Below are 26,596 nucleotides of genomic sequence, written 5' to 3'. Positions count from 1 at the left end.
CGCGGGTCCGGGGCGTCGTCCGGCACGAGGGCGCCCCGGATGCCGCGAGCCGTCGATTCCGGCGGTGTCGAACCGAGGAGTGCACATGACCGACAACATCACCGTCACCGGAGTCGTGGGAAGCGACCCGAAGCACCACGTCACGAGCCAGGGGCTCGCGATCACGTCCTTCCGCCTGGCATCGACCCGGCGCTACTTCGACCGCAGCAAGGGCACGTGGGAAGACGGCGAGACCAATTGGTACACGGTCTCGGCGTTCCGCCAGCTCGCCTTCAACGCGAGCACCTCGATCGTTCGGGGCGAGCGCGTGGTCGTGCACGGGCGCTTGCGGCTGCGTGCCTGGGAGACCGGCGAGAAGTCGGGCACCGCCGTCGAGATCGAAGCCGACGCGATCGGTCACGACCTGACGTGGGGTGTCTCGAAGTTCACCAAGGTGCGGCTCGCGCGTGCCTCCGAAGGGGGCGACGACGAGCGCGCCGGCGCAGCCGCGGGCGACGGAAGTGCATGGCCCGGCGTGGCGGGAACCGCTGCGGAGCCGGATGCCGACGTGGCCGCCGAGGTGGCAGCGACCGATGCAGCTGCGGCGCTCGAGCCGTTCGAGGCCGCCGGGGAGCTCGAATCCGCAGGAGTCGCCTCCTGATCGCGCTCGGCGCGACCGCCCGGGCGCAGGTCGAGTACATTGCATAGACTCGGCTCGGGCGGTCGCCACCGCCGGACAAGGGGAACAATGGCTCGGCGAATCGGCATAACCGCGACTCTGGCGATGGCCGGAGTCGCGATCATCATCGGGGTTGCCGGGTGCACGACGCAGGCACCCGACCCGACGCCCGCGCCGACGACGACGACGGCGCCGTCTGCGTCGCCCAGCCCCGAGCCGAGTGCACCACCGGCGCTGCGGCCCGAACTGTCGGCATCCGAGAACCTCGCCTTCTTCGATTCGGTGGGCCTCGCCGTCGTCGCGGCGAACCCTGGGGCCGGCGGTCGTGATTTCATCGACGCGCTGGTCGCCGCCGGGTTCGACAAGTCGCAGATGCAGGTGACGGCCGATCGCACCACCGTCGACCTCCAAGCCGACTCGGTGCAATTCTCGGTGCTCTTCAAAGGCGAATGCCTCGTGGGCCAGTACGGGCCGAAATCGGGCGGTTACCACGGAGTGGTTCGCCCGGTGCTCGGCACCGGCACCTGTCTCGTCGGCGAGACGCGCCCCATCGATTGGTAGGCAGATCGTCCACCTCGCGTCTGGACGGGTCGCTCGCGTGATCCCCATAGACTGGAAGGCGATATGGCTGATTACATTTACTCGATGGTGCGCGCCCGCAAAGCGGTCGGCGACAAGGTCATTCTCGACGACGTGACGATGGCGTTCCTGCCCGGAGCGAAGATCGGCGTCCTCGGCCCGAACGGGGCCGGTAAGTCCACGATCCTGAAGATCATGGCGGGGCTCGACCAGCCATCCAACGGCGAGGCGAAGCTCACCCCCGGCTACTCCGTCGGCATCCTCATGCAGGAGCCCGTGCTCGACGAGACGAAGACCGTGCTCGAGAACGTGCAGGAGGGCGTCGGTCCGATCAAGGCGAAGCTCGACCGGTTCAACGAGATCTCGCTCGCGATGGCCGACCCCGACGCCGACTTCGATGCCCTGCTCGCCGAGATGGGCGCCCTGCAAGAGGACATCGACCACGCCGACGCCTGGGATCTCGACTCGCAGCTCGAGCAGGCGATGGACGCGCTCCGCTGCCCGCCCGGCGATGAGCTCGTCGCCGTGCTCTCCGGCGGCGAGAAGCGTCGCGTGGCGCTCTGCCAACTCCTGCTGCAGAAGCCCGACCTCCTGCTCCTCGACGAGCCCACGAACCACCTCGACGCCGAGAGCGTGCTCTGGCTCGAACAGCACCTCGCGAAGTACCCCGGCGCCGTGCTCGCCGTCACCCACGACCGGTACTTCCTCGATCACGTCGCCGAGTGGATCTGCGAGGTCGACCGCGGTCGCCTCTACCCCTACGAGGGCAACTACTCCACCTATCTCGAGAAGAAGCACGAGCGGCTCGAGGTCCAGGGCAAGAAGGACGCGAAGCTTGCCAAGCGCCTCTCCGCCGAGCTCGATTGGGTGCGCTCGAACGCCAAGGGCCGTCAGGCCAAGTCCAAGGCCCGCCTCGCGCGATACGAGGAGATGGCGGCCGAGGCCGATCGCACGAAGAAGCTCGACTTCGAGGAGATCCAGATTCCGCCGGGCCCGCGCCTCGGCGACATCGTGCTCGAGGCGAAGGACCTCGAGAAGGGCTTCGGCGAGCGAGTGCTCATCGACAACCTGAGCTTCTCATTGCCGCGCAACGGCATCGTCGGCATCATCGGGCCGAACGGCGTCGGCAAGACCACGTTGTTCAAGACGATCGTGGGCCTCGAGCCGCTCGACGACGGCAAGCTCAAGGTCGGCGAGACGGTGAAGATCTCCTACGTCGACCAGAGCCGCGGCGGCATCGATCCGAAGAAGACCCTGTGGGAGGTCGTCTCCGACGGCCTCGACTACATCCAGGTCGGCAAGACCGAGGTGCCGTCGCGTGCCTACGTGTCGACGTTCGGCTTCAAGGGCCCCGACCAGCAGAAGCCGGCCGGCGTGCTCTCGGGCGGTGAGCGCAACCGCCTGAACCTCGCGCTCACCCTGAAGCAGGGCGGCAACCTGCTGCTTCTCGACGAGCCCACGAACGACCTCGACGTCGAGACGCTGTCGAGCCTCGAGAACGCGCTGCTCGAGTTCCCCGGCTGCGCCGTGGTCATCACCCACGACCGGTGGTTCCTCGACCGCATCGCGACGCACATCCTCTCGTACGAGGGCACCGACGACGACCCGTCGAACTGGTATTGGTTCGAGGGCAACTTCGAGTCGTACGAGGCGAACAAGATCGAGCGTCTCGGCCCCGACGCGGCGAAGCCGCACCGGTCGGCGTACCGCAAGCTCACCAGGGACTGACATGCGCCTGCATGTGCCCACGCCACTGCGGTGGTCCGATCTCGATGCGTACGGGCACGTGAACAACGCCCGCATGCTGAGCCTGCTCGAAGAGGCCCGCATCCAGGCCTTCTGGATCAGCGACGACACGTCCGAGCACGCGGTCGGCGCGAGCACCGCGGTGCTCGACGCCACGCCTGGCGCGAACACGATCACGCTCATCGCCCGGCAGGAGGTCGAGTACCTCGCACCGATCCCGTATCAGCGCCAACCGGTCGACATCGAGCTCTGGATCGGCCACATGGGCGGTGCGAGCCTCGACGTCTGCTACGAGGTGTACTCGCCCGACGGCAACTCGCCCCGGGTGCTCTACACCCGGGCCGTCACGACGATCGTGCTCGTCGACGCCGCCACCGAGCGCCCGCGCCGCATCGACGACCGTGAGCGCGCGGCGTGGCAGCCCTACCTCGGCGAGCCGATCTCGTTCCGGCGACGCTGAGCGTCACCGCTCGAGCGGCTCGTCGCTGAACGATCCCTCCCACACGGCCCGGCTTCCGGCCTCGCCGATCTGCACGAGCGTCCACGTCGAGCCCGCGGCCACCGCGATCGCCGCAACCGTGAGCAGAGCACCCACCGCGATCCGGATGCCGCGGCCCGGCACTACCCGCTCTGGCTGCGTCGTGCGCCGGGCGACGGGCAGTTCGACCACCGCCCACGCGGCGATCACTCCTCCGAGCACGAGCAGGGTGATGAGCCACGGCACGATATTCTCACCCTGCGCGGTGTGCTCCTGGATCAGCGGCGCCGGCGGCACTCTTTGCTCGAGCCACTTGCCCGCCTCGATCGTGAAGAGACCGAGGGGGAGGAGCACCGCCGCAGCCAGGAGCAGCGGAAGCCAGAGCACGCGCCGGGCCGCCGGCCACGCCGCGATGAGCACGAGCGCGAGCGCGACGAGAGGCGTCGCCACGAGGACGACATGCACGAGGAGCACGTGCAGCGGCAAGCCGGCGAAGGTGTAGTCGAAGTCTTCCATCGTCACGACGCCGCGACGATCCGGTCGCCGGCGACGGCGACGGCGATGGGTGAGAGCGGTTCGAGGGCGGGGCCTTGGATCACGTCGCCCGTCGCCGCGTCGAACATCGATCCGTGGCACGGGCAATGGAACTCCGCCCCAGCAGCAGCCACCTTGCACTGCTGATGAGTGCAGATCGCACTGAAGGCGACCACCTGTCCCGCGGTCGGCTGCGCGATGAGCGCCGGCTTCCCGTCGATGCTCGCATCGATGCTGCCGCCGACGGGTACGTCGGCCAGGGCGGCGATGTCGCCACCGGCAGGCGGCGCGTCGGGCGCAGTGGTCGGATCAGCGGGCGCCTCGTCGGTCACCGTGGGCGAAGGAGTCGACGTCGCCGTGGGCACGGTGTCGGGGGCATCCGTCGAGCACGCGGCGAGTGCGAGAGCACCCCCGATCGCTCCGACCGACCCGATGGTCAGTGCGGTGCGCCTCGTGATGTCGGTGGGATCGGTCATCGCAGGAGCTCCTTCGCTGGAGTCGCTCGCGCAGTTTGTGCGCCCAATGCCCCAATTGTGAACTCTCCGAGCGAGGACATGTGGAATCCCACAGGATTCATTCAGTCGAATGCATCGAAGCCCGGCACGCGCACCATGCCCTCTTGGGCGACGCTCGCGATGAGCACGCCCTGCCGCGTGTAGATACGGCCGAGGGAGAGTCCGCGCCCGCCACTGGCGGAGGGCGATTCCTGCACGAACAGCAGCCACTCGTCGACGCGCGCGTCGCGGTGCCACCACATCGCGTGGTCGAGGCTCGCGACCTTGAGCCCCGGCGTCGCCCACGGCACGCCGTGCGCGCGCAGCACGGGCTCGAGGATCGAGTAGTCGCTCGCGTAGGCGAGCGCGGCGCGATGCTGCTTCGGATCGTCGGAGAGACGACCGAAGGCCTTCATCCAGACGGCCTGCCGCGGCATCCGCTCGCCCTCGACCGAGAGGTAGATCGGCGAGGGGATGTGCCGCACGTCGAACGCCCGATCGTTCGACCAGTAGCGCGCGGCGTCGTGGTCGATGCCGCCGAGCACGTCGGCGGTCGACGGCAGGCTCTCGGGGTCGGGAATGTCGTCGGGCATGTCGACCTGATGCTCGATGCCCTCGTCGCCGTCTTGGAACGAGGCGATGAGCGAGAGGATGGGCACGCCGTGCTGGAAGGCCTGCGTGCGACGAGTCGAGAACGACCGTCCGTCGTGGATTCGGTCGACCGAGAAGGTGATCGGATGCTGCACATCGCCCGGTCGCAGGAAGTACCCGTGCATCGAGTGGATCGCCCGGTCGGTGGGCACCGTGTGCATGGCTGCGACGAGCGACTGTGCGAGCACCTGCCCGCCGAAGACACGCCCGAGCGGCATCCATTGCGACGGCCCGGTGAAGATGTCTTCGGTGGTGCGAGCACCCGTGTCGGTGAGGTGCAGGGTGCTCAGCAGGCCGTCGATGGGGCTGGTCATCGTTCCTCCGTGTCGGTTGGCAGGGGCCGCCCGATCGCCGGCGGAGCGCGGGCCGCCGGTGGCGGCGGCGCACCTTGGTAGTTTAGACAGGAGATGGTTCAACAACTCACGCTCGCGGACAGCCTTTCACTCGGCGACCTGCACACCTATCTTCAACGCGCAGGCCGCGTCGAAGACGGTTCGGTGCGCCTGATCGCCGGTTCCGGCATCCTCGCGGTGTACACCGCGATCCTCTATCCGCGCGGGATCCTCGACGAGAGTCCCACGGTGCTCGGCCTGCGCACCTTCGCGCTCGCCGACGACGAGGAGTTCGACTCGGTCGTCCCGATGCGCTCCCTCGTCGACCGCATCGTGCGCGCTCGCGCCGAGGTCGGCGAAGACGACGAGTCGCGTCCGGTGTCGATGTCGCGACCACCCGAGGTGAACACGGTCACCTGGGCGGGCATCTCGCCGCCGCGAGGCGGCTGGCGGCCTCTCGGCGAGACGGATGCCGCAACACTCGAGACAGCGGCCCGACACGGCATCGACGAGGTCGCCCAGGCGATCCCGGCCGGCACGGGGGAGCAACTCGTGCAGCGCGTGCGCTCCGAGGTCTGGGGGCGCGGCGTCGAAGGGCTCGAATACGTGCCGACCGGCGCGGCGTTCGCCGCCTACAGCCTGGGGTTCCTCGGCGACGACACGGTCAAGCTATTCGAGACCGGCCCGTGGACCCGGCTCTCGTCGCGGCGCGGCCACGTGCTCGTGCGGCGCAAGCCGTGGACGCTGAAGGCCTAGGCTTTCGCGATCGACCGCCCCGCGGATCGACCGGTGAAGAGGCATCCGCCGAGGAAGGTGCCCTCGAGCGCGCGATACCCGTGTACGCCGCCGCCGCCGAACCCGGCGGCCTCGCCGACCGCGTAGAGGCCGGGTACGGGCGCGCCGTCGGCGCCGAGCGCTCGCGATTCCAGGTCGGTCTGGATGCCGCCGAGGCTCTTGCGCGTGAGCAGGTGGAGCTTCACGGCGATGAGCGGCCTGGCCTTCGGGTCGAGGATCTTGTGCGGCGTCGCGACGCGGATGAGCTTGTCGCCGCGATACTTGCGGGCCGCGCGAACGGCGGTGAGCTGGAGGTCCTTCGAGAACTCGTTGTCGAGCTCACGGTCGCGCGCCACGATCTCGCGTTCAATGTTCGCGGTGTCGAGCTCGGTGCTGGGGGAGAGGCCGCGCATGCCCTCGAGGAGCTCGGGCAGGGTCTCGGCGACGACGAAGTCGACGCCGTGCTGCTTGAACGCCTCGACGGGTGCCGGGGCTCCGGGTCGCACGCGTTGCGCGAGCAGTCGCACGTCCTTGCCCGTCAGGTCGGGGTTCTGCTCGCTGCCCGAGAGTGCGAACTCCTTCTCGATGATCTTCTGCGTGAGCACGAACCACGAATGCGCGTGCCCGGTGGCGACGATGTGCTCGAGCGTGCCGAGCGTGTCGAAGCCGGGGAAGAGCGGCACCGGCATCCGCTTGCCGTTCGCGTCGAACCAGAGCGATGACGGCCCGGGCAGGATGCGGATGCCGTGCAGCGGCCACACCGGCTGCCAGTTCGTGATGCCCTCGGTGTAATGCCACATGCGGTCGCCGTTGACGAGTCGCGCGCCTGCCGTCTCGGAGATCGGCAGCATGCGGCCGTCGACGTGCGCGGGCACGCCCGAGAGCATCGCGGCGGGGTGCCTCGCCCATGCGTTTCGGCCAGAATTGGCGGACGAGCTCGTGGTTGCCGCCGATGCCGCCCGAAGCGACCACGACGGCCGGTGCGCGCAGCTCGAAGTCGCCGGTCACGTCGCGATTGCTCGGCTCGCCGCGCTCGGCGGGATCGTCTGCCAGCACGGCGCCGCGCACGCCCACGACCGCGCCGCCCTCGACGATGAGCTCGTCGACTCGGTGACGATGGCGGATCTCGACGAGACCCGCCGCCTCGCCGGCCTTCACCCGCGCGATGAACGGCGCGAGCACGCCGGGGCCGGTGCCCCACGTGATGTGGAAGCGCGGCACGGAGTTGCCGTGCCCGATCGCGTTGTACCCGCCGCGCTCGGCCCAGCCCACGACGGGGAAGAACCGCACGCCCTTCTCGTGCAGCCAGGCGCGCTTCTCGCCGGCGGCGAACTCGAGATAGGCGTCGGCCCAGCGGCGCCCCCACTCGTCTTCGTCGCGGTCGAAGCCGGCGGTGCCGTCCCAGTCCTGTCGTGCAAGCTCGAGCGAGTCGCGCACGCCCATGCGGCGCTGCTCGGGCGAATCGACGAGGAAGAGTCCGCCGAACGACCACCACGCCTGGCCGCCGAAGGTGGCCTCGGGCTCCTGGTCGACGATCAGGATGTGCTTGCCCGCATCGACGAGTTCGGCGGCCGCGACGAGACCCGACAAGCCCGCTCCGATGATGATCGCGTCGGGCGCGGATGCAGGGGAGGGGGTAGCAGCCACATGGACTCCTTCGTCTCGGGTGGTGCAGCGGTTGCCGGTGCGGCGTCAGTCGTCGAAGGTGTTCACCATAGCGAGGGCGGCGCGCTGCAGGTAGTCCCAGAGGGTAGCCTCGGCGAGCGGCGGGAGATCGAGCGTGTCGACGGCGGCGCGCATATGCGCGAGCCAGCGGTCGCGTGCCTCGGGGTTCACCTTGAACGGCTGGTGGCGCATGCGGAGACGCGGATGCCCCCGCTGCTCGCTGTACGTGCCCGGTCCGCCCCAGTACTGCTCGAGGAACATCAGCAGGCGCTCGGCGGCGGGACCGAGGTCGTCTTCGGGATACATCGGCCGCAGTACGGGGTCGTCGGCTACCCCTCGGTAGAACTCGGCGACAAGTCGCTCGAAGGTCGGCCGTCCACCGACGGACTCGTGGAACGACTGGCCGACGGCGGCACCGTGCTCGCTGCCCCGCAACGGCACGGCCGCGGGCTGCGCAGGACCAGAGCCGGGTGTGATGCTCTGCGGTTGGTCGGTCACGCGGTGCCTCCGTTCGGCGGGTTCTTCGTCTTCGGAGCTCGAGGTGCCTTCGGCTGTCGCCCCTTGACGGCGCCGGCGTCATCGGGCCCCGCGACGACCGCGCTCGGCGCGGTCTTCGGGGGTTTCGCACCCTTCACCCGGGTGGCGCCGTCGAAGCCGGTGAGCACGACGCTGTTGAGGCTCGGAAGCTTCACGTCCATTGCATCGAGCGTACGCTTCAGGCGCATCCGGAGCTCCCTGGCGATGTCGTCTTTCGACGAGGTGCGCACCTTCATGACGATGCGGATCACCATCGCGTCGTCGGAGATCGACTCGAGCCCCCACACCTCGGGCTTCTCGAGCACGCGCGAGCGCCACTTGCTCGTCTGGGCGAGCTCGGCGGCGGTGCGGAGCATCTCGGCCTCGACCGTCTCGATGTCGGCCTCATAGGGCACCGCGAGATCGAGGATGACCCGCGACCAGCCCTGCGACATGTTGCCGACCCGCAGGATCTCGCCGTTGCGCACGAACCAGAGCGTGCCGTTCACGTCGCGCACCTTCGTGATGCGGATCTGCACCTCTTCGACGATGCCCGTGGCAGGGCCGAGGTCGACGACGTCGCCGACGCCGAGCTGGTCCTCGATGACCATGAAGAGGCCGTTGAGCACGTCCTTCACGATGTTCTGCGCGCCGAAGCCGAGGCCGGCGCCGATCGCGGCCGACAGCAGCGCGAACGAACCGAGGATGGTCGCGTCGATGACGCCCACGATCATGAGCGTGCCGACGATGAAGAGCGTCACGTTCACGACGTTGCGCAGGAGGGTGCCGAGCGTGCGGGTGCGCTGCACGAGGCGCACTGCGGCGAGCGGCGACGCCTGCAGCGCCTGGGTGTCGGTGACGTCCTGCTTCTTCTTCACCCCGGAGACGATGCGGGTGACGACCCGGTCGATGACGAAGTGGAAGACCCACCGGATGAGGAACGCGATCGCGACGATCACGGCGACCGAGACGAGCTTGCCGACGATCGTGCCCCAGTTGTCGGCCCAGAACTGCGCGATGCTCGTCCAGAAGTCGACGCTCAGCGGCGTCGGCTCGTCTGGGGGAACTTCTGCGAAGAACATGGTGTGAAAGTCTACTGAGCGTCGCCCGAGAGATCGCTGGCATCGCGAGCTTGCGCCGCGAGGGCGCGCTCGAGCTCCGACAGCTGCTCCGAGACGAGCCGGTGCAACGGGCCCGGTTCGGGGTTGGCATCGAGCCATGCACGCGTGACCGCGGCCACCTCGGGCGAGACGAGCGGCGCCGCGTAGAGGCGTGAGACGACGAGCGAGGCCATCGTGAAGCTGCGGCTCGCCCACACCGACTGCAGCTCGGCGAAGTACTCGTTCACGGTCGAGGCGAGCAACTCGGGCCACAGCGTGCGTCGCCATCCGTCGGCGATCGCGCGCGCGAGGTCGTTCGACAGGCCCGTGTCGGTGACCACCCGCCGCCACGCGGTGTCCTTCACGGCCTGGTCAGGCCGAGCGGCGAGTGCTGTCTCGACCAGCTGTCGGCCCTTCGCGGTGTCGTCGCGAGCGAGTGCGTCGTCGATCTCGTCATCGGATGCCGCGCCGAGGGCCGCGCGGGCGATCACGAGCTCCCAGCGCAGGTCGACGTCGATCTCGAGGCCATCGAGCTTGATCGCGCCGTCGAGCAGGCTCCCGAGCACGTCGGCGTGCGCCGGCGTCGCCGCGATGCGGGTGAACGCCTTGACGAACTGCAGTTGCGCGTCGGAGCCGGCGCCGGCGAGCTCGGCGAGCGCCCACACCGCGTCGCCGGTCTCGGCGGCGATCTGCTCCCGGTGCTCCTCGGCGAGATACCGGCCGACGGCGAGTTCGAGGCGCGAGAGCGCGAGTCCGCGAGCCGCGGACTGCGTTTCGTGCCCGATGCTGCCGATCACGAGCCGCACGAAGTCGCTCGCGGCGACCTCGGCGTCGCGCACTGCGTCCCAAGCGGACCCGAGCACGACCGCTCGCGCGACGGGGTCTCTCAGCTCCGCGAGGTGCGTCGTCGCAGCTGCGAGCGAGCGCGCGTCGAGGCGCACCTTGGCGTAGGTGAGGTCGTCGTCGTTCACGAGCAGCACCTCGGGCAGGGGGAGCCCGACGAGGCCGGGCACGTCGGTGGTCGCGCCGTCGACGTCGAGTTCGACGCGGTGGGTGCGCGCGAGTCCGGCGTCGCCGAGCGAGTAGCAGCCGATCGCGAGTCGGTGGGGGCGGAGCGTCGGATGCGCCGGGCTCGCCGTCTGCTCGACACGTGCGGCGGTGATCGTGCCCGCGGCATCCGTCTCGACCAGCGTTCTCAGGGTGTTCACGCCCGCTGTCTCGAGCCACAGCTCCGACCAGCGGCCGAGCTCGCGACCGCTGGCGCGCTCGAGTTCGTCGAGCAGGTCTCGCAAGGCGGCGTTCCCGCCGGCGTGGGCCGTGAGGTAGGCGCCGACTCCGCGCTGGAACGCGTCGAGGCCGACCCACGCGACGAGCTGCTTGAGCACCGACGCGCCCTTGTCGTAAGTGATCGCGTCGAAGTTCACCTCGACGTCGGCGAGGTCGCCGATGTCGGCGACGATGGGATGCGTCGACGGCAGTTGGTCCTGCTCGGCGGCGTGGGTCTTCTCGTCGCTGGCGAAGGTGGCCCAGACGCCCGTGAACTCGGTGACCTGCGAGGTCGCGAGCGTCGACGCCCACGTGGCGAACGACTCGTTGAGCCACAAGTCGTTCCACCACTTCATCGTCACCGAGTTGCCGAACCACATGTGCGAGAGCTCGTGCAGCACGACGATGGCGCGCTGCTCGCGGCGCGCGTCCGACACTCGCGAGCGGAACAGGTAGGACTCGTTGAAGGTGACGGCGCCGACGTTCTCCATCGCGCCCCAGTTGTACTCGGGCACGAAGATCTGGTCGTACTTGCCGTAGGGGTAGGGCACGCCGAAGGCCTCCTCGTAGAAGGCGAGGCCGGCTTGCACGGTCTCGAACATCACATCGGGCTCGGCGTGCTTCGCGAGCGAGGCACGCGTGAAGAGGCCGAGCGGGATGTCGCGTCCGTCGGCGCTTCGCGCGCCGGCGTGCCAGGCGCGATACGGGCCGGCGATGATCGCAACGATGTAGCTCGAGATCACCGGGCCGGGCTCGAATGACCACACCGCGGTCGACGGCCCGTTGCGCAGGTCGGACCGCGTGGCCGAAGGCGACGGGATCGGCGTCGGCGCATTGCTCAGCACCTGCCAGTGCGCGGGAGCCGTGATCGTGAAGCGGAACGAGCCCTTCAGGTCGGGCTGGTCGAAGACCGCGAAGACCCGGTTCGCCTCGGCGACCGCGAACTCCGTATAGAGGTAGGTCTCGCCGTCGACGGGGTCGACGAATCGGTGCAGGCCCTCGCCCGTGTTCGTATAACGTGCGTCGACCACGACGCGCAGCTCATTCTCGGCGTCGAGTCCATCGAGCCGGATGCGCGTGCCGTCGCTCACCGCGTGCGGTTCGAGTGTGCGCCCGTTGAGCACGACCTCGTGCACGGCGTCACTGCACGCCTCGATGAACGTCGACGCGCCGGGTGTCGCCTCGAAGCGCACGACCGTCTCGCTGCGGAACGTCTCGCCCCTGCCGCTGAGGTCGAGCAGCACCTCGTAGCGCGGGCCCCGTACGATCGAGGCGCGCTGTTCGGCTTCGGTGCGCGTGAGGTTGGCAGCGGGCATCGGCGAGTAGCCTCCATCGATCGGGTCGAACCGCCAGCCTACTGACTCAGTTCGCGAGCCTCCTGACTCAGTTCGCTGCGGCCCCCGGCGCCGGAAGGAGTCCGTTCTCGTATGCGAAGATCACGAGCTGCACGCGATCGCGCGCGTCGAGTTTCTGCAGGACCCGGCCGACGTGGGTCTTCACCGTCGACTCCGAGAGGTGGAACGCCGACGCGATCTCGCCGTTGCTCTGCCCTTGCGCCACCGCGACGAGGACCTCGCGCTCGCGCGGCGTCAACGTCGCCAGCACCATGGCACCGCGATCCGATGGCGCGTTCGGCGCGGGCAGTTGGGCCGCGAACAGCTCGATCATGCGTCGCGTGACCCTCGGAGCGAGGCTCGCGTCGCCGGCGTGCACGGTGCGGATGGCGGTGATGAGCTCTTGCGGTCGAGCATCCTTCAGGAGGAACCCGCTTGCTCCCGCCCGGAGTGCAGCGAACGCGTACTCGTCGAGGTCGAAGGTCGTGAGCACGATGACGCGGGGCGGTGCTGCGCCGCCGTGCGACACGGTCGAGACGATCGTCTCCGTCGCAGCGATCCCATCCATGCCCGGCATCCGCACGTCCATGAGCAGCACGTCGAGTTCGTGCGTGCGGGCGAGCGCGATCGCGCCGCGGCCGTCCGCGGCCTCGCCGACGACTTCGATGCCGGGCTCCGCCTCGAGCAGCATGCGGAATCCGATGCGCACGAGCGACTGGTCGTCGACGATGCCGACGCGGATGGCGATGGGTGAGGCGTTCATGCGTCCATCCCGGAGATCGTGGCGATCTCGGCACGCTCGTCGCGGGGGAGCACCACGCGGAGCCGCCACCCGCCAGCTGCGCGCGGGCCGGCCTCGAGAGACCCCCCGTAGAGCGCCACGCGTTCGCGCATGCCGATGAGGCCGCGGCCGCTGCCCTCGAACCGAGACGTCGACGGCGCGTGGCCGTCGTCGACCACGAGCACCTCGGTGGCCTCGCCACGGTACTCGATCGTCACCTCGACCCGGCTCGCCGCGCCAGCATGCCTGAGCGTGTTCGTGAGGCCCTCCTGCACGATGCGGTAGATCGTGAGCTCGAGGGCCGGGTCGGCGTCGGGGCGGCCGATCGTCGTGAGCCGCACGGGCATGCCCGCCCCGCGGAAGCCCTCGATGAGCTCTGGCAGGTCGGCGGTGCCGGGCTGCGGTGACCGCGCGGCATCCCCGGATTCGGACTCGGCGAGGATGCCGAGCATGCGGCGCATCTCACCGAGGGCGCCTCGCCCGGTGTCGGCAACGAGCCGCATGGCCTCGCCTGCACGCGCTGCGTCGCGTTCGGCCGTCGCAGCGGAGCCCTCGGCGAGCGTCACCATCACGGTGACGCTGTGCGCGACGACGTCGTGCATCTCGCGGGCGATGCGAGACCGCTCGACGGCGGTCGCGAGCAGCGCCTGCTGGTCGCGCTCGCGGGCGAGGTCGTGCGCTCGGGCGATGAGGGCGTTGAGGTAGCGGCGCCGGTTGCCGACCGTCACGCCGATGAGCGTCGCGATGAGCATGAGGATCGCCGATTGCGTCGCGGATTCCGGGGCGCCGACGTCGAAGGGGGCGACGGTGTCGCTGGCCTGTGCGATGACGACCAGGTAGGACGACACCGTGCCGACGGCCACCGAGCCACCGAACGCCATCCACGCGGCGCTCGTCGACCGGTAGACGGCCAGGGCGTACAACGCGATCAACACCGGGAACAGGTCGATCGCGCCGAACGGGTACACGACGAGGCAGCTGAACCAGGCCACTCCCATGAGGAGCCACGGCCTGCTGCGGCGGAACAGCATCGCGGCGGTGGATGCGGCGACGGCACCGAGCTGAGCGAGTCCCATCCAGAGTGACCCGGACGGTTCGAACACGAACGAGAGGGTTCCGAGGAACGTCGGCACGAAGTAGAGCGCCGCGATGAGCGAATCAGTGAGCCTCGGATGCCGCGCCCAGAACTGGCGGACGACACCTGGCGGCTTCGGCAGACGGAGCTCTCCCCCGACCACCGAAGCGGGGTAGCCGGGGGAGAGCGGTGCTTCCATCATGGACTGGACTCTACGCGTCGCGCCGTTTGAGCAGCACCGCTGCGCCGGCGACGGATGCCCCGACCCAGCCCAGCACGATGAGGAGGTTCTCCCAGGACGGCGCTGCGTCGGCCGCCGCCGTCGTGTCGGCGAACAGGCTCACGCCCGCGGTCGAGAGCACGTACGGCAACACGTCCTGCACCCAGTCGGCGGGGATCATCTGCAGCACGAGCGGGAGCACGAGGAGCACGCCGACCACGGTCGCGATGCCGCCGGCGCTCGAGCGGAGCATCGTGCCGATTCCGAGTGCGAACAACGCGACGAGGCCGAGGTAGAGCGCGGAGCCGAGCATCGGCAGGATGACGTCGGGCTCGAGCAGGTTCGCGGCGATGCCCGAGTCGGCGAACACGGCTGACGCCACGAAGAACGCACCGATGGCGGAGATCGCCCCCATCACGAAGGTCGCGGCGAACAGCACGACGCCCTTGGCCGCGAGAGCCGGCAACCGGGTGGGCACTGCCGCGAGCGTCGAGCGGATCATCCCGGTCGAGTACTCACCGGTGATCACGAGCACCCCGAGCACCGCGACGACGAGCTGGCCGAAGTACGCGCCGAACGTCGAGGCCTGCACAAGGAGGTCGGCTTGCGCCGCGCTCGGCAAGCCGGCGGCATCCGCACCGTCCAGCGGGCCGCCGCTCACGTAGCTCAGCGACATCAGGAGCGCCATGCCGAGGGCGATCACTACGAGGATGACGAACGACCAGATCGTCGAGCGGAGGCTGCGCAGCTTGATCCATTCGGAGCGGAGCACGCCGGTGAAGCTCAGCGCGGTGGTGCCGGCGCGCTGCGATGGGCGGGCAGCGGGCGTGGTGAGTGCGGTCATCGGACGGCCTCCGTACGGTATTCGACCGAGTCGGCGGTCAAGGCCATGTAGGCCTCTTCGAGCGACGCGTTCTGGGGCGTGAGTTCGTGGATCGACAGTCCGTGCAACGCGGCGAGGTCGCCGATGCCGGATGCCTCGAGGCCGGTGATCTCGAGCACTCCCGCCTCGGAGCGCACGACCGCGACCTCGGGCGCGGCGATCAGGTCGGCGAGCTGCGAGGCGTGCGGCGACCGCACTCGGACTCGGGGACGCGTGCCGCCGGCGATGATGTCGGCGACGGGTGCGTCGGCGATGATCTCGCCGCGGCCGAGCACGATGAGGTGATCGGCGGTGACGGCCATCTCGCTCATGAGGTGCGAGGAGAGGAAGACCGTGCGGCCCTCCGAGGCGAGGTGCCGCACGAACTGGCGCACCCACAGCACGCCCTCGGGGTCGAGGCCGTTGACGGGTTCGTCGAGGATCAGGGTGGCGGGGTCGCCGAGCATCGCCGCCGCGATGCCGAGGCGCTGGCCCATGCCGAGCGAGAACCCGCCGACGCGCTTGCGCGCAACGGACTCGAGCCCCGTGAGCTCGATGACCTCGTGAACGCGGCTCGCACCGATGCCGTGCGTGGCGGCCATCGCGAGCAGGTGGTTGAACGCGCTCCGGCCGGTGTGCACGGCCTTCGCGTCGAGGAGCGCGCCGACCTCGTGCAGCGGCGCCCGGTGCGCCGCGTACGGCTTGCCGTTGACCGTGACGTGGCCGTCGCTCGGCCGGTCGAGGCCGACGATCATGCGCATCGTGGTCGATTTGCCGGCGCCGTTCGGCCCGAGGAAGCCGGTGACCTGCCCCGGGCGCACGGTGAAGCTGATGTCGTTGACGGCCGTCTTCGCGCCATAGCGCTTGGCCAGTCCTTCTGCAGTGATCATGCTTGCAACGCTAGGGATCGCCGCACTCACGGACATCGGCCGGGGGAATGGTTTCGGGGCGGCGGCGGGTGGTACCGAGGTACCATCCGCCGCCGCCCCGAAGTACGGCAGCTATCGCGCGGCGTGCTCCGACGCGGCGGGCTCGAACGCACCGTGCTCCTGCGCGTCGCGCTCCTGCGCTGCGAGCGCGCGCTCGACTCCGGCGAGGTTCTCGATCACGAGGCGGCGGAGCGCCGGCGTCTCGGGGTGCGAGTCGAGCCACGCGCGCGACGCGTCGGCGAGCGAGCGGTTCGCGAGCGTCGACGGGTAGAGGCCGTCGACGAGCTTTTCGGCGATCGCGTAGCTGCGCGACTCCCAGATGTCTTCGAGCATCGTGAAGTACCGCTCGACGAACGGCTCGAGCAGCGCCGGGTCCGCGGCCCGGAGGAAGCCCAGCGCGGTCGTGCGCACGATGGTGTTCGGCGCGGTGTCGACGTCGATGAGCGAGGACCAGGCGCGCTGCTTGCCGGCGAGCGTGGGGGTGGCCGCTCGGGCGTGCGCGGCCGACTGCTGTCCGGTCGCGGTGTTGTCTTCGGCGAGGCGTGCATCGATCTCGGCGTCGCCCGCACGACCGGCGGCCACGAGTGCGATGAGCAGCTCCCAGCCGAGGTCCGTGTCGATGTCGAGCCCGTCGAGTGCGAGCGACCCGTCGAAGAGCGACTGCAGCACGTCGACGTTCGAGCCCGACTCCGCGATCGAGGCGAAGTACTTCACGAACTGGAACTGGGCGTCGCTGCCCGGGGCGGCTCGGCGTGCGAGACCCCAGAACGTGTCGGCGAGGGTGCGCAGTGCCTCGGCGCGGCGCTCAGGCGCGGTGTACGAGCTCGCGGCGAGCACCGCCTGCCCGAGCACGATGCGCAGCGTCGTCGACTCGGTCTCGGTGGCGATGTTGCCGAGCACGAGCCGCAGGTACTCGGTGGCACTCGTCTCGGCGTCGCGCGTGGCATCCCACACCGAGCTCCAGACGAGAGCTCGGGCGAGCGGGTTCTCAATGCCGGAGAGGTGCTCGGTCGCCGCCGCGAGCGACGCCTCGTCGAGGCGGATCTTCGCGTAGGCGAGGTCGTCGTCGTTCAGGAGCACGAGCGCGGGGCGGGCGGGCCCGACGAGCTCGGGGACGTCGGTTCGCTCGCCGTCGACGTCGAGCTCCACGCGATGCTCGCGCACGAGCTTGTCGCCCTTGAGGTTGTAGAAGCCGATCGCGAGGCGGTGCGGTCGGATGGTGGGGTAGTCGGCCGCCGCGGACTGCAGCACCGTGAACGCGGTGATCGTGCCCGAGGCATCCGTCTCGATCTCAGGACGCAGCGTGTTGACGCCGGCCGTCTCGAGCCAGAGCTCCGACCAGCTGGAGAGGTCGCGGCCGCTCGCCGTCTCGAGCTCTGCGAGCAGGTCGGCGAGCGTGGTGTTGCCCCACTGGTGCTTCTTGAAGTAGGCCGAGACGCCCGTGAAGAACGCGTCGATGCCGACCCACGCGACGAGCTGCTTCAGCACCGAGCCGCCCTTGGCGTAGGTGATGCCGTCGAAGTTCACGAGCACGTCTTCGAGGTCGTTGATGGTTGCGACCACCGGGTGCGTCGAGGGCAGTTGGTCCTGGCGGTACGCCCAGTTCTTCTCCATGGAGTTGAACGTCGTCCAGGCTTCGTGCCACTCGGTTGCCTCGGCGGTCGCGATCGTCGACGCCCACTCGGCGAACGACTCGTTCAGCCAGAGGTCGTTCCACCACTTCATCGTGACGAGGTCGCCGAACCACATGTGGGCGAGCTCGTGCAGGATCGTGACGACGCGGCGCTCCCTGATCGCGTCGGTCACCTTCGAACGGAACACGTAGGCCTCGGTGAAGGTCACCGCGCCGGCGTTCTCCATCGCACCCGCGTTGAACTCGGGCACGAAGAGCTGGTCGTACTTCTCGAACGGGTACGCGAGGTCGAACTTCGACTCGAAGTACTCGAAGCCCTGCTTCGTCTTCTCGAAGACGTAGTCGGCGTCGAGGTACTGCGAGAGGCTCTTGCGGCTGTACACGCCGAGCGGGATGACGCGGCCGTCGCGGCTCGTGAGCTCGTCGCGCACGACGGCATACGGGCCCGCGACGAGGGCGGTGATGTAGCTCGAGATGCGCGGGGTGGGCGCGAAGGCCCAGGTCTTGGCGTCGGCGCCGGCGGCAACGGGCTCGGGCGTCGGCGAGTTCGACACGACCTCCCAGTGCGCCGGAGCGGTGACGGTGAACCGGAACGAGGCCTTCAGGTCGGGCTGCTCGAACACCGCGAACATGCGGCGCGAGTCGGGCACCTCGAACTGCGTGTAGAGGTAGACCTCTTCGTCGACCGGGTCGACGAAGCGATGCAGGCCCTCGCCCGTGTTCATGTAGTTGCCGTCGGCGACGACCACGAGCTCGTTCTCGGCCGCGAGGTTCGACAGCTGGATGCGCACGCCGTCGCTGACCTCGGCCGGATCGAGCGAGGCGCCGTTCAGCGTCACCGAGTGCACGGCGCCGGTGATCGCGTCGATGAACGTCGAAGCGCCCTCTGAGGCGGAGAAGCGCACGGTCGTCTGGCTGCGGAACACCTCCGGACCGGTGGTCACATCGAGCACGACGTCGTAGTCGTGCACCGAGACCAGCGCGGCGCGCTCCTCGGCTTCGATTCGGGTGAGGTTCTCTCCGGGCACGTGTGGGCTCCTTCGCGGGTCATCGACGCGGCTCGTGGCCGCAGGCAATGCCCATCAGCCTAGCCCGCAGGCGGCCCGCGCAGCAGGCCCTGCGCATTGACCGCCTCGCGCCCCCGATCTACCGTGGCGATATGCACACGAGCGTCGACCCCAGCGCCCCCACGCCCGATCGGTATCGCGCGTTCGCCGAGGTCGAGTCCCGAGGAATGTCGGCGACCTATGAGGGGTGGGCGCTCGGTGCGGCGGATGACCCGGCCACGCTGCGGCTCATCGACGAGCTGCCTCCGGCGAAGCGCCAGCCGAACCTCGTGTTCGCCTCGGCGCGGTTCCAGGGTGTGCCGGCCGGGCCCTACTCCCTCTTCCGGGAATGGTTGCACGCCCATTGGGTGGAGGTGCGGGCCACCGCGCTCACCCACGCCACCCAGACGAACGAAGCCGCGCGCTGCGCGCTCCATCTCCCGGTGCTCGCCCGGCTGAACGGCCCACTCGCCCTGCTCGAGGTGGGAGCTTCGGCGGGGCTCTGCCTCTACCCCGACCGGTACAGCTACCGGTACACGGGGCATCCGCAGCTCGACCCCGTCGACGGACCGAGCGAGGTCGTGCTCGACTGCGAGGCATCCGCTGACGTTCCGATTCCCGCGCGGCTCCCCGACGTCGTCTGGCGGGCGGGCATCGACCTGAACCCCCTCGACGTGCGGCGACCCGATGACCTCGCGTGGCTTGATGCGCTCATCTGGCCCGAACACGACGATCGGAGGACCCGGCTGCAGGCGGCCGCGCGCATCGCCGCCGCCGACCCGCCCCACATCGTCGCGGGCGACCTCAACGAGCGCCTCGCCGGCCTCGCGGCCGAGGCACCCCCAGACGCGACCCTCGTCGTCTTCCACACCGCGGTGCTCGCCTACCTCGACGAGGCCGCGCGCGCGGAGTTCGTCGGCACCGTCCGCGGGTTGCCCGGTCACTGGGTCTCGGTGGAGGGACGCACGATCGTGCCCGGCATCGCCGCGCGAGAGGACTCCGCCCTCAACGGAACCGAGTTCGTGCTCGCGCTCGACGCCGAACAGCTCGCGTGGGCGCAACCGCACGGGCGCGCGCTCCGCTGGGTCGCGAATCCCTAGACTTGGCGCATGCGCATCCATATCGCGACCGACCACGCCGGCCTCGAGTTCAGCCGCACCCTCGTCGACCACCTCACCAACGGTGGCCACGAGGTGCTCGACCACGGGCCGTCGGTGTACGACCCGCTCGACGACTACCCGGCGTTCTGCATCAACGCGGCGCTCGCCGTCGTGCGAGACCAGGCCGCGGGGGTGCGCGCGCTCGGGATCGTGTTCGGCGGCTCGGGCAACGGCGAGCAGATCGCCGCGAACAAGGTGCGCGGCATCCGTGCGGCCCTCGTCTGGAGCATGGACACGGCGATTCTCGCGCGCGAGCACAACGACGCGAACGTCATCTCGATCGGCGCGCGCCAGCACACCGTCGAAGAGGCCATCCGCTACATCGACGCCTTCATCGCCGAGCCGTTCTCGGGCGACGAACGCCATGTGCGCCGCATCGCGCAGCTCGCCGAGTACGAGGAGACCGGCGACATCGCGGGCAAGGGCGTCGACGTCTCGACGGGCTCCGCCGCCGCTTCGGAGTAGAAGACCGCAATGCCCGAGGGCCACTCCGTCCACCGCATCACGCGGCAGTTCGAGCGCAACTTCGTCGGCCACGTCGTGCGAGCCTCGAGTCCGCAGGGCAGGTTCGCGGCGGGAGCGGCTGAGCTCGACGGGCGACGGATGACGGATGCCCGCGCCGTCGGCAAGCAGATGTTCCTCGGCTTCGAGGGCGACCGCTGGCTCCGGGTGCACCTCGGCATGTACGGCGCGTGGGACTTCGCCGGCGACATCCTCATGGACGCGACGATCGCTTCAGCCAACGGCCGCATGGGGCACACCGGCCAGAAGGGCACGTTCCTCGAGGGCCCGAACCCCGACGCGGTCGTGTTCGACGCGGCGGGGGAGAACTCCATCACCTCGATCGGCGCCCCTCGACGCACCCGCCTCCGGATGTCGGAGTCCGAGAAGGAGGGCAACGACCTCACGACCTTCCCGCCCGAACCCGTGGGGCAGGTGCGCGTGCGCCTGCTCACCGACACCGTGAGCGCCGACCTGCGGGGGCCAACGGCGTGCGAGGTGCTCGATCCCGCTCAGGTCGAGGCCGTCGTGGCCCGTCTCGGGCCCGATCCGCTCATCGACGAGGGCACGGCCGCAGAAGACCGGTTCGCGGCATCCGTCACGAAGAAGCCGACCCCGATCGCACTGCTCCTCATGGACCAGAACGTCATCGCGGGCATCGGCAATGTCTATCGCGCCGAGCTCCTGTTCCGCGCGCGGCAGAATCCGCACACGCCGGGCAGGCTCGTGCCGGAAGAGCACGTGCGCCACTTGTGGCGCGACTGGGCGAAGCTGCTCCGCATCGGGGTGGAGACCGGCCAGATGATGACGATGGACGACCTCGACGATGACGCCTTCCGCGCAGCCATGGCGAATCGTGCCGATCGGCACTGGGTGTACAAGCGAGAGGGGCTGCCCTGCCGGGTGTGCGGCACGAACATCGTGCTCGAGGAGCTGGGCGCCCGCAAGCTCTACTGGTGCCCGTACTGCCAGTCGTGAGTGGTCGACCGGCTCAGGCCGGCGCGTAGCGTTGAGATATCCGTTCGGAAAGGGCAGTTCGATGCGACAGAACCCGAGTTTCACCATGGCGAGTGAAGACGCCGTCAAGCGCCTGATCCGCGAAAACCCGTGGATGACGATCGTGAGCATGACGGATGCCGCGGGCCTCGTCGCCTCCCACTACCCGGTGCTCCTCGACGAGACCGCCGACGGCATCGTGCTGCTCACCCACGTAGGCCGCCCGGACGACGTCGTGCACGAGCTCGGCCGCCACGAGATCCTCGTCATCGTGCAGGGCCCGCACGGCTACATCTCGCCCGGCTGGTACGACGCGAGCCCAGCCGTGCCCACGTGGAACTTCGTGACGGCGCACCTCTACGGCACACCCGAGCTCCTGAGCGCCGACGAGAACCTGCGCGTGCTCGAAGCGCTCGTCGACCACTTCGAGGATCCGATGCCCGAACCGCGCCGCATGCGGGGCACCGCCGAGAACTCGGCCTACGCCGATTCCATCGCCACGGGAACCGTGGGCCTGCGCATTCCCATCACGCGCATCGTCGCGAAGAACAAGATGAGCCAGAACAAGCCCGCCGAGACCGTCGACCGCATCATCGCCGAGCTCGAGGGCGACGGCCCCTACGCGAGCCCCGCGCTCGCCGCAGAGATGCGCCGCACGCACGAGGCCCTCCGGGCGGCCCGCGCATGAGCGGAGCGACGCCGCTCGTTCTCGCCGGAGCCCGCCTGCCCGGCGCCGACGGCGCAGTCGACGTGCACGTCGCGCGCGGCACGGTCACCGCGATCACTCCCGCGGGGGTTGAGCCGTCGGCGCAGTCCGAACCGTCCGCGCAAGGTGCCCGACGAATCGAGCTCGGCGGTCGATTCGTCGTGCCGGGCCTCCACGACCGGCACGTGCACTTCTCGCAATGGGCGATGGTCTCGCGCCGGCTCGATCTCGCCGAGGCCCGCTCGGCCTCCGCGGCCGCGGCGCTCGTCGCGGCATCCGTCGACCGCGGCGACACCGAGGTGATCGGCTTCGGCTATCGTGACGCGCTCTGGACGGATGCCCCGAGCCGCGCGGTGCTCGACGCCGTCTCGGGTGAGGTGCCCGTCGTGCTCGTCTCCGCCGACCTGCACTCCTGCTGGCTGAACACGGCGGCGCTGCGCCGCCACGGGATCGAACACCTCGCCGACGCGAGCGGACTGCTCCGCGAGGACGACGCCTTCCGGATGCTGCGCGAGATCGACGACGTGGCCGACGACGTGCTCGACGGCTGGGTCGCAGACGCCGCACGCCGGGCCGCCGCTCGCGGCGTCGTCGGCATCGTCGACCTCGAGATGCGCTGGAACCGCGACGACTGGGCGCGCCGCGCCGCCGACGGCTCGACGGCGTTGCGCGTCGCTTTCGGCATCTACACCCAGCACCTCGACCGCGCCATCGCCGAGGGGCTGCACACCGGCGATACGGTGCCGGGAACCGGCGGTCTCGTCACCGTCGGCGGCCACAAGATCATCACCGACGGGTCCCTGAACACCCGAACGGCCTGGTGCTTCGATCCCTATCCCGGTCGCGGCCCCGACGAGCATCCCTACGGGCTCTCGACCGTGCCCTACGACGAGCTCGTGCCGCTCATGCGCACGGCCCACGAGGCGGGCATCACGCCAACCGTGCACGCCATCGGCGACCAGGCGAACGCGATCGTCCTCGACGCCTTCGAGGACGTCGGATGCCGCGGCTCCATCGAGCACGCACAGCTGCTCCGACGCGAAGACGTCGCCCGTTTCGCCGAGCTCGGCATCGTCGCGAGCGTGCAGCCCGAGCACGCCATGGACGACCGTGACGTCGCCGAACGGTACTGGCCCGGCCGCACCGACCGTGCCTTCATGCTCGCCGACCTCGCCAAAGCGGGCGTGGAGCTCGCCCTCGGCTCCGACGCCCCCGTGGCGCCGCTCGACCCGTGGATCGCGATGTCCGCCGCCGTCGGGCGCAGCCGCGACGGGCGCGAGCCCTGGCACGCCGAGCAGGCGATCGACGTGCGTGTCGCGCTCGCCGCGTCGACGGGCGGGCACGGTGCCACGGTGACGGCGGGATCGGTCGCGGATCTCGCGGTGATCGAGCTCGACCCCTTCGCGGCATCCGCCGACGACCTCAGACGGATGCCGGTGGCGGCCACCCTGCTCGCGGGCCGCTTCACGCACGACTCGCTCTGACTGCGGCGGGCGGGGGAAAACCCCCGCCCCGATCCGGGCGCACACCGGCTGGGGCGTCGAACCCCCGATCGCGAGGCTGGAGGCATGCCTGTTGCACCCCGTCTCTCGCCTGAACGCCTGCGCCGCCCGCGCGCGACGCTGAGCGCCCTCGCGGCCATCGCCGCCGGCGGCCTCGTGGCCGTGTCCTTCGCCGGTTGCGGCCTCGTCGGCCCCGCGCCGGTGTCCACCGTCGGCGACGTCGAGTTCGACACCCCGCTCAGCATTCCGCCGCTCGCCGAGTCGACCGTCGACGCCGACGGCACCCGGGTCTTCTCGCTCGACGCGCAAGCCGGCTCCACCGAGTTCGAGCCGGGGGAGCCGAGCAACACCTGGGGCTTCAACGGCAGCTACCTCGGCCCCACGATCGTCGCGAAGCGCGGCGAGCACGTACGCGTCGACCTGACCAACAGCCTCGACGAGCCCACGACCGTGCACTGGCACGGCATGCACCTCCCCGCCGAGATGGACGGCGGCCCGCACCAGATGGTGGAGCCCGGCGCCTCCTGGTCGCCCGAGTGGGACATCGACCAGCAGGCGGCGACCCTCTGGTACCACCCGCACCCGCACGGCGACACCGAGGATCACGTCGCTCGCGGTCTCGCGGGCATGTTCCTCGTGCAGGACGACGCCGAAGCGGCGCTCGACCTCCCGCGCGAGTACGGCGTCGACGATGTGCCCGTCATCGTGCAGGATGCCGGATTCTCCGCCGAGGGAGAGCAGGAGGGCCGTGGACACGGGTTCGCCGGCGCCCTCGGTGACGAGCTCATCGTGAACGGCACGCGCGGCCCGTTCCTCGACGTCGACGATGAGCTCGTGCGACTGCGGCTGCTCAACGCGTCCACCGCGCGCAGCTACGCGTTCGGCTGGTCGGATGAGCGGCCGATCGAGCTCATCGCCACCGACGGCGGGTTGCTCGAGGCATCCGTCGAACTCGACCGGGTCCTGCTTTCGCCCGGTGAGCGCGCCGAGGTGCTCGTGCGCATGGTGCCCGGCGAGCGGATCGTGCTGCAGTCGAAGATGACTCGCGAGATCGCCGGCATGCAGTCGATGATCGCGGCGAGCAACGGAGGCGCCGACTCGTTCGACGTGCTCGAGCTGCGGGCCGCCGACACGCTCGACCCTGCACCCGCCGTGCCCGAGCGACTCAATACCGTTCCACCCGTCGACGAGACCGCGGTGACGACGACCCGCACGTTCGACCTCAACGGGTTCGAGATCAACGACGACGAGATGGAGATGGGCCGCATCGACGAGACCATCACGGTCGACACGACCGAGCGGTGGATCGTGACGAACACGAGCTCGATGCCGCACAGTTTCCACGTGCACGACGTGCAGTTCCGCATCGCCTCGATCGACGGGGCGGCCCCGCCCCCTGAGCTCGCGGGCTGGAAGGACACGTTCTTCGCGCAGCCCGAGACCGAGTTCGAACTCATTCTGCGCTTCGAGGACTACGCCGATCCCGACACGCCGTACATGTACCACTGCCACCTGCTGTGGCACGAGGATCAGGGCATGATGGGGCAATTCGCCGTCGTGGAGCCCGGCCAACAGGCGACAATGACGGAGGAGACCAGCGATGAGCACCATGACCACTGAGCCGAGCACTGAGACGAGCACGATGACCCTCGAGCGAGCGGATGCCGCGCCCCGGCGGCGCCCCGGCTACGGCGCCCTGTGGGCGAGCGTGCCGCGCGAGTTCGCCTTCCTCATCCTCACGATGCCGATCGCGATCCTCGGCCTCGTCGTGCTCGCGACCACGTTCTTCACCGGGCTCGGCCTGATCTTCATCGTCTTCGGAATCTTCATCGTCGTCGCGTCGCTCTTCATCGCTCGCGGCTTCGGCACGCTCGAGCTCGTGCGCCTGAGGTGGGCGGGACGCCCCGAGGTGCGGCGACCGGCGTGGGACCACGCCGATCGCAACCAGGGCTTCTGGCGCACGATGTTCGCGCCGTTCATCGACGGGCACTACTGGCTCTACCTGCTGCACGGGATGGTCATCAATCCCATCGTCAGCGTCGTCACCTGGAGCATCACGGTCGCGTGGACCGCGGTGGCGCTCGCCGGAACCACCGGGTGGATCTGGCAGCGGTACATCCCCGACGGCGACGGACGCGACGTGTGGGTGCACGACGCCGTGCTCGACTTCCTCGTGCCGGGCAACACGTTCGACTTCGATCCGCAGGTCGGCGAGACGGTGTTCGAGATCATCCTCGGCCTGTTGTTCCTCGTCATGTTGCCGTTCGTGTTCCGCGGCCTCACGGTGCTCCACGACCTCATCGCCCGCGGGGTCCTCGGCGCCTGGCGCTCCGAGGCGCTCGAGCGCGAGGTGCGGCACCTCTCCGCGTCACGCGGTGCCGCCGTGCAGGCGGAAGACACCTCCCTCCGCCGTCTCGAGCGCGACATCCACGACGGGCCGCAGCAGCGGCTCGTGCGCCTGCAGATGGATCTCGCCGCGATCGAGCGCAAACTCGACGGCGACCCCGATTCGGCTCGTACCCTGCTCTTCGAGGCGCGCGACCAGGCGCGAGAGGCCCTCGACGAGTTGCGGGCGCTCTCGCGTGGATTCGCCCCGCCGATCCTGCAGGACCGCGGGCTCGCCGCCGGCCTCGAGTCGCTCGCGTCGCGCAGCCCGGTGCCCGTGACCCGCGAGGTCGAGGTGCCGACGGATGCCGCCCTGCCGGCCGTCATCGAACGCAACGCGTACTTCATCGCCGCCGAGCTGCTGACGAACGCCGCGAAGCACGCAGGGGCGACCGGCATCCGCTTGCGCGTGTCGACTCGCGATACGGGCGAATCCGGACACTGGCTCGACCTGTGGGTGATCGACAACGGCCGCGGCGGTGCGTCACCGGCTCCCGGTCACGGGCTCGCGGGGCTCGAGGAGCGCGTGAACGGCCTGCGCGGGGTGCTCGTGATCGACAGCCCGGTGGGCGGGCCGACCACCATCGGTGCACACATCCCGTATGTGCCGCTCGCGGCATCCGCCGACTGATCGACGAGCGACGACGACCGATGACGGGCCGTGGGCGGCTTC

Annotated in this window: 23 protein-coding genes and 1 pseudogene; 12 read left to right on the top strand and 12 right to left on the bottom strand. The window is 69.8% G+C overall.

The window, feature by feature from the left end:
- Positions 1–85 precede the first annotated feature (85 nt).
- From ssb to QFZ29_RS09335, 4 genes are all read left to right on the top strand, one after another.
- Positions 86–640, top strand: a complete 555-nt coding sequence (ssb, locus tag QFZ29_RS09350) for a single-stranded DNA-binding protein (RefSeq protein ID WP_306893858.1) — start codon at positions 86–88, stop codon at positions 638–640.
- A 123-nt stretch (positions 641–763) separates the two neighbouring features.
- A complete protein-coding gene (locus QFZ29_RS09345) occupies positions 764–1,219 on the top strand; it encodes a DUF6993 domain-containing protein (protein ID WP_306893857.1) in 456 nt (151 codons plus the stop codon).
- Between the two features lie 63 nt (positions 1,220–1,282).
- Entirely contained in the window at positions 1,283–2,965 is a 1,683-nt protein-coding gene (gene ettA / locus QFZ29_RS09340) for an energy-dependent translational throttle protein EttA (RefSeq protein ID WP_306893856.1), read from the top strand.
- A gap of 1 nt (position 2,966) precedes the next feature.
- Positions 2,967–3,443: an acyl-CoA thioesterase gene (locus QFZ29_RS09335; RefSeq protein ID WP_306893855.1), complete on the top strand. Its 477-nt coding sequence runs from the start codon at positions 2,967–2,969 to the stop codon at positions 3,441–3,443.
- 3 nt (positions 3,444–3,446) lie between these two features.
- Here the strand turns inward: QFZ29_RS09335 and QFZ29_RS09330 are convergent, their stop codons facing one another.
- From QFZ29_RS09330 to QFZ29_RS09320, 3 genes are all read right to left on the bottom strand, one after another.
- A complete protein-coding gene (locus QFZ29_RS09330) occupies positions 3,447–3,983 on the bottom strand; it encodes a hypothetical protein (RefSeq protein ID WP_306893854.1) in 537 nt (178 codons plus the stop codon).
- A complete protein-coding gene (locus tag QFZ29_RS09325) occupies positions 3,980–4,471 on the bottom strand; it encodes a Rieske (2Fe-2S) protein (RefSeq protein WP_306893853.1) in 492 nt (163 codons plus the stop codon). Before QFZ29_RS09325 ends, QFZ29_RS09330 begins: the two co-directional genes overlap by 4 nt.
- Before the next feature lie 101 nt (positions 4,472–4,572).
- Positions 4,573–5,454 carry an acyl-CoA thioesterase gene (locus tag QFZ29_RS09320; protein ID WP_306893852.1) on the bottom strand — a complete coding sequence of 294 codons (882 nt, stop codon included), beginning with the start codon at positions 5,452–5,454 and terminating at the stop codon, positions 4,573–4,575.
- Positions 5,455–5,547: 93 nt separating this feature from the next.
- Here QFZ29_RS09320 and QFZ29_RS09315 point away from each other — a divergent pair, with 93 nt between their 5' ends.
- A complete protein-coding gene (locus QFZ29_RS09315; protein WP_306893851.1) occupies positions 5,548–6,228 on the top strand; it encodes a hypothetical protein in 681 nt (226 codons plus the stop codon).
- Here QFZ29_RS09315 and QFZ29_RS09310 read toward each other — a convergent pair.
- The 9 genes and pseudogenes from QFZ29_RS09310 to pepN (QFZ29_RS09270) all read right to left on the bottom strand — a co-directional run bounded on the left by QFZ29_RS09310 (position 6,225) and on the right by pepN (QFZ29_RS09270) (position 18,655).
- Positions 6,225–7,893: pseudogene (locus QFZ29_RS09310) on the bottom strand (FAD-binding dehydrogenase). The gene QFZ29_RS09315 and the pseudogene QFZ29_RS09310 sit on opposite strands and share 4 nt — an antisense overlap.
- 45 nt (positions 7,894–7,938) lie before the next feature.
- Positions 7,939–8,352, bottom strand: coding sequence for a globin (locus tag QFZ29_RS09305; protein WP_306896676.1), 414 nt, complete (start codon positions 8,350–8,352; stop codon positions 7,939–7,941).
- Positions 8,353–8,405: 53 nt separating this feature from the next.
- Positions 8,406–9,509 (bottom strand): mechanosensitive ion channel family protein, encoded by a 1,104-nt coding sequence (locus tag QFZ29_RS09300; RefSeq protein ID WP_306893850.1) that lies wholly within the window; start codon positions 9,507–9,509, stop codon positions 8,406–8,408.
- Positions 9,510–9,520: 11 nt separating this feature from the next.
- Positions 9,521–12,109 (bottom strand): aminopeptidase N, encoded by a 2,589-nt coding sequence (gene pepN / locus QFZ29_RS09295; RefSeq protein WP_306893849.1) that lies wholly within the window; start codon positions 12,107–12,109, stop codon positions 9,521–9,523.
- A gap of 67 nt (positions 12,110–12,176) precedes the next feature.
- Positions 12,177–12,890 (bottom strand): response regulator, encoded by a 714-nt coding sequence (locus tag QFZ29_RS09290; RefSeq protein ID WP_306893848.1) that lies wholly within the window; start codon positions 12,888–12,890, stop codon positions 12,177–12,179.
- Complete coding sequence (locus tag QFZ29_RS09285; protein ID WP_306893847.1) at positions 12,887–14,185, bottom strand: sensor histidine kinase; 1,299 nt, start codon at positions 14,183–14,185, stop codon at positions 12,887–12,889. Before QFZ29_RS09285 ends, QFZ29_RS09290 begins: the two co-directional genes overlap by 4 nt.
- A gap of 10 nt (positions 14,186–14,195) precedes the next feature.
- Positions 14,196–15,047 carry an ABC transporter permease subunit gene (locus tag QFZ29_RS09280; RefSeq protein WP_306893846.1) on the bottom strand — a complete coding sequence of 284 codons (852 nt, stop codon included), beginning with the start codon at positions 15,045–15,047 and terminating at the stop codon, positions 14,196–14,198.
- The gene (locus QFZ29_RS09275; protein ID WP_306893845.1) at positions 15,044–15,955 is read right to left on the bottom strand and encodes an ABC transporter ATP-binding protein; all 912 of its coding nucleotides are present in this window, start codon (positions 15,953–15,955) and stop codon (positions 15,044–15,046) included. The genes QFZ29_RS09280 and QFZ29_RS09275 overlap by 4 nt, the downstream gene beginning before the upstream one ends.
- A gap of 111 nt (positions 15,956–16,066) precedes the next feature.
- A complete protein-coding gene (pepN, locus tag QFZ29_RS09270; RefSeq protein WP_306893844.1) occupies positions 16,067–18,655 on the bottom strand; it encodes an aminopeptidase N in 2,589 nt (862 codons plus the stop codon).
- A 131-nt stretch (positions 18,656–18,786) separates the two neighbouring features.
- On the opposite strand from pepN (QFZ29_RS09270), the gene QFZ29_RS09265 reads away from it, so the two are divergent.
- The 7 genes from QFZ29_RS09265 to QFZ29_RS09235 all read left to right on the top strand — a co-directional run bounded on the left by QFZ29_RS09265 (position 18,787) and on the right by QFZ29_RS09235 (position 26,554).
- Positions 18,787–19,773 carry a DUF2332 domain-containing protein gene (locus QFZ29_RS09265; RefSeq protein WP_306893843.1) on the top strand — a complete coding sequence of 329 codons (987 nt, stop codon included), beginning with the start codon at positions 18,787–18,789 and terminating at the stop codon, positions 19,771–19,773.
- 9 nt (positions 19,774–19,782) lie between these two features.
- Entirely contained in the window at positions 19,783–20,298 is a 516-nt protein-coding gene (locus QFZ29_RS09260; protein WP_306893842.1) for a ribose-5-phosphate isomerase, read from the top strand.
- 9 nt (positions 20,299–20,307) lie between these two features.
- Complete coding sequence (locus QFZ29_RS09255; RefSeq protein ID WP_306893841.1) at positions 20,308–21,312, top strand: Fpg/Nei family DNA glycosylase; 1,005 nt, start codon at positions 20,308–20,310, stop codon at positions 21,310–21,312.
- Between the two features lie 61 nt (positions 21,313–21,373).
- Positions 21,374–22,018: an FMN-binding negative transcriptional regulator gene (locus QFZ29_RS09250; RefSeq protein ID WP_306893840.1), complete on the top strand. Its 645-nt coding sequence runs from the start codon at positions 21,374–21,376 to the stop codon at positions 22,016–22,018.
- Positions 22,015–23,520, top strand: coding sequence for an amidohydrolase (locus QFZ29_RS09245; protein WP_306893839.1), 1,506 nt, complete (start codon positions 22,015–22,017; stop codon positions 23,518–23,520). The genes QFZ29_RS09250 and QFZ29_RS09245 overlap by 4 nt, the downstream gene beginning before the upstream one ends.
- An 84-nt stretch (positions 23,521–23,604) precedes the next feature.
- Positions 23,605–25,158 (top strand): multicopper oxidase family protein, encoded by a 1,554-nt coding sequence (locus QFZ29_RS09240; protein WP_306893838.1) that lies wholly within the window; start codon positions 23,605–23,607, stop codon positions 25,156–25,158.
- On the top strand, positions 25,139–26,554 hold the full coding sequence (locus tag QFZ29_RS09235) for a sensor histidine kinase (protein ID WP_306893837.1): 1,416 nt from the start codon (positions 25,139–25,141) through the stop codon (positions 26,552–26,554). The genes QFZ29_RS09240 and QFZ29_RS09235 overlap by 20 nt, the downstream gene beginning before the upstream one ends.
- The last annotated feature ends 42 nt before the right edge of the window (positions 26,555–26,596 follow it).

It is taken from the genome of Agromyces albus (genome assembly GCF_030815405.1).
GTDB classification, from domain to species: Bacteria; Actinomycetota; Actinomycetes; order Actinomycetales; family Microbacteriaceae; genus Agromyces; species Agromyces albus_A.
The sequence above is the reverse complement of the archived record's forward strand: the minus strand, read 5'-3'. Positions and strand labels throughout refer to the sequence as shown.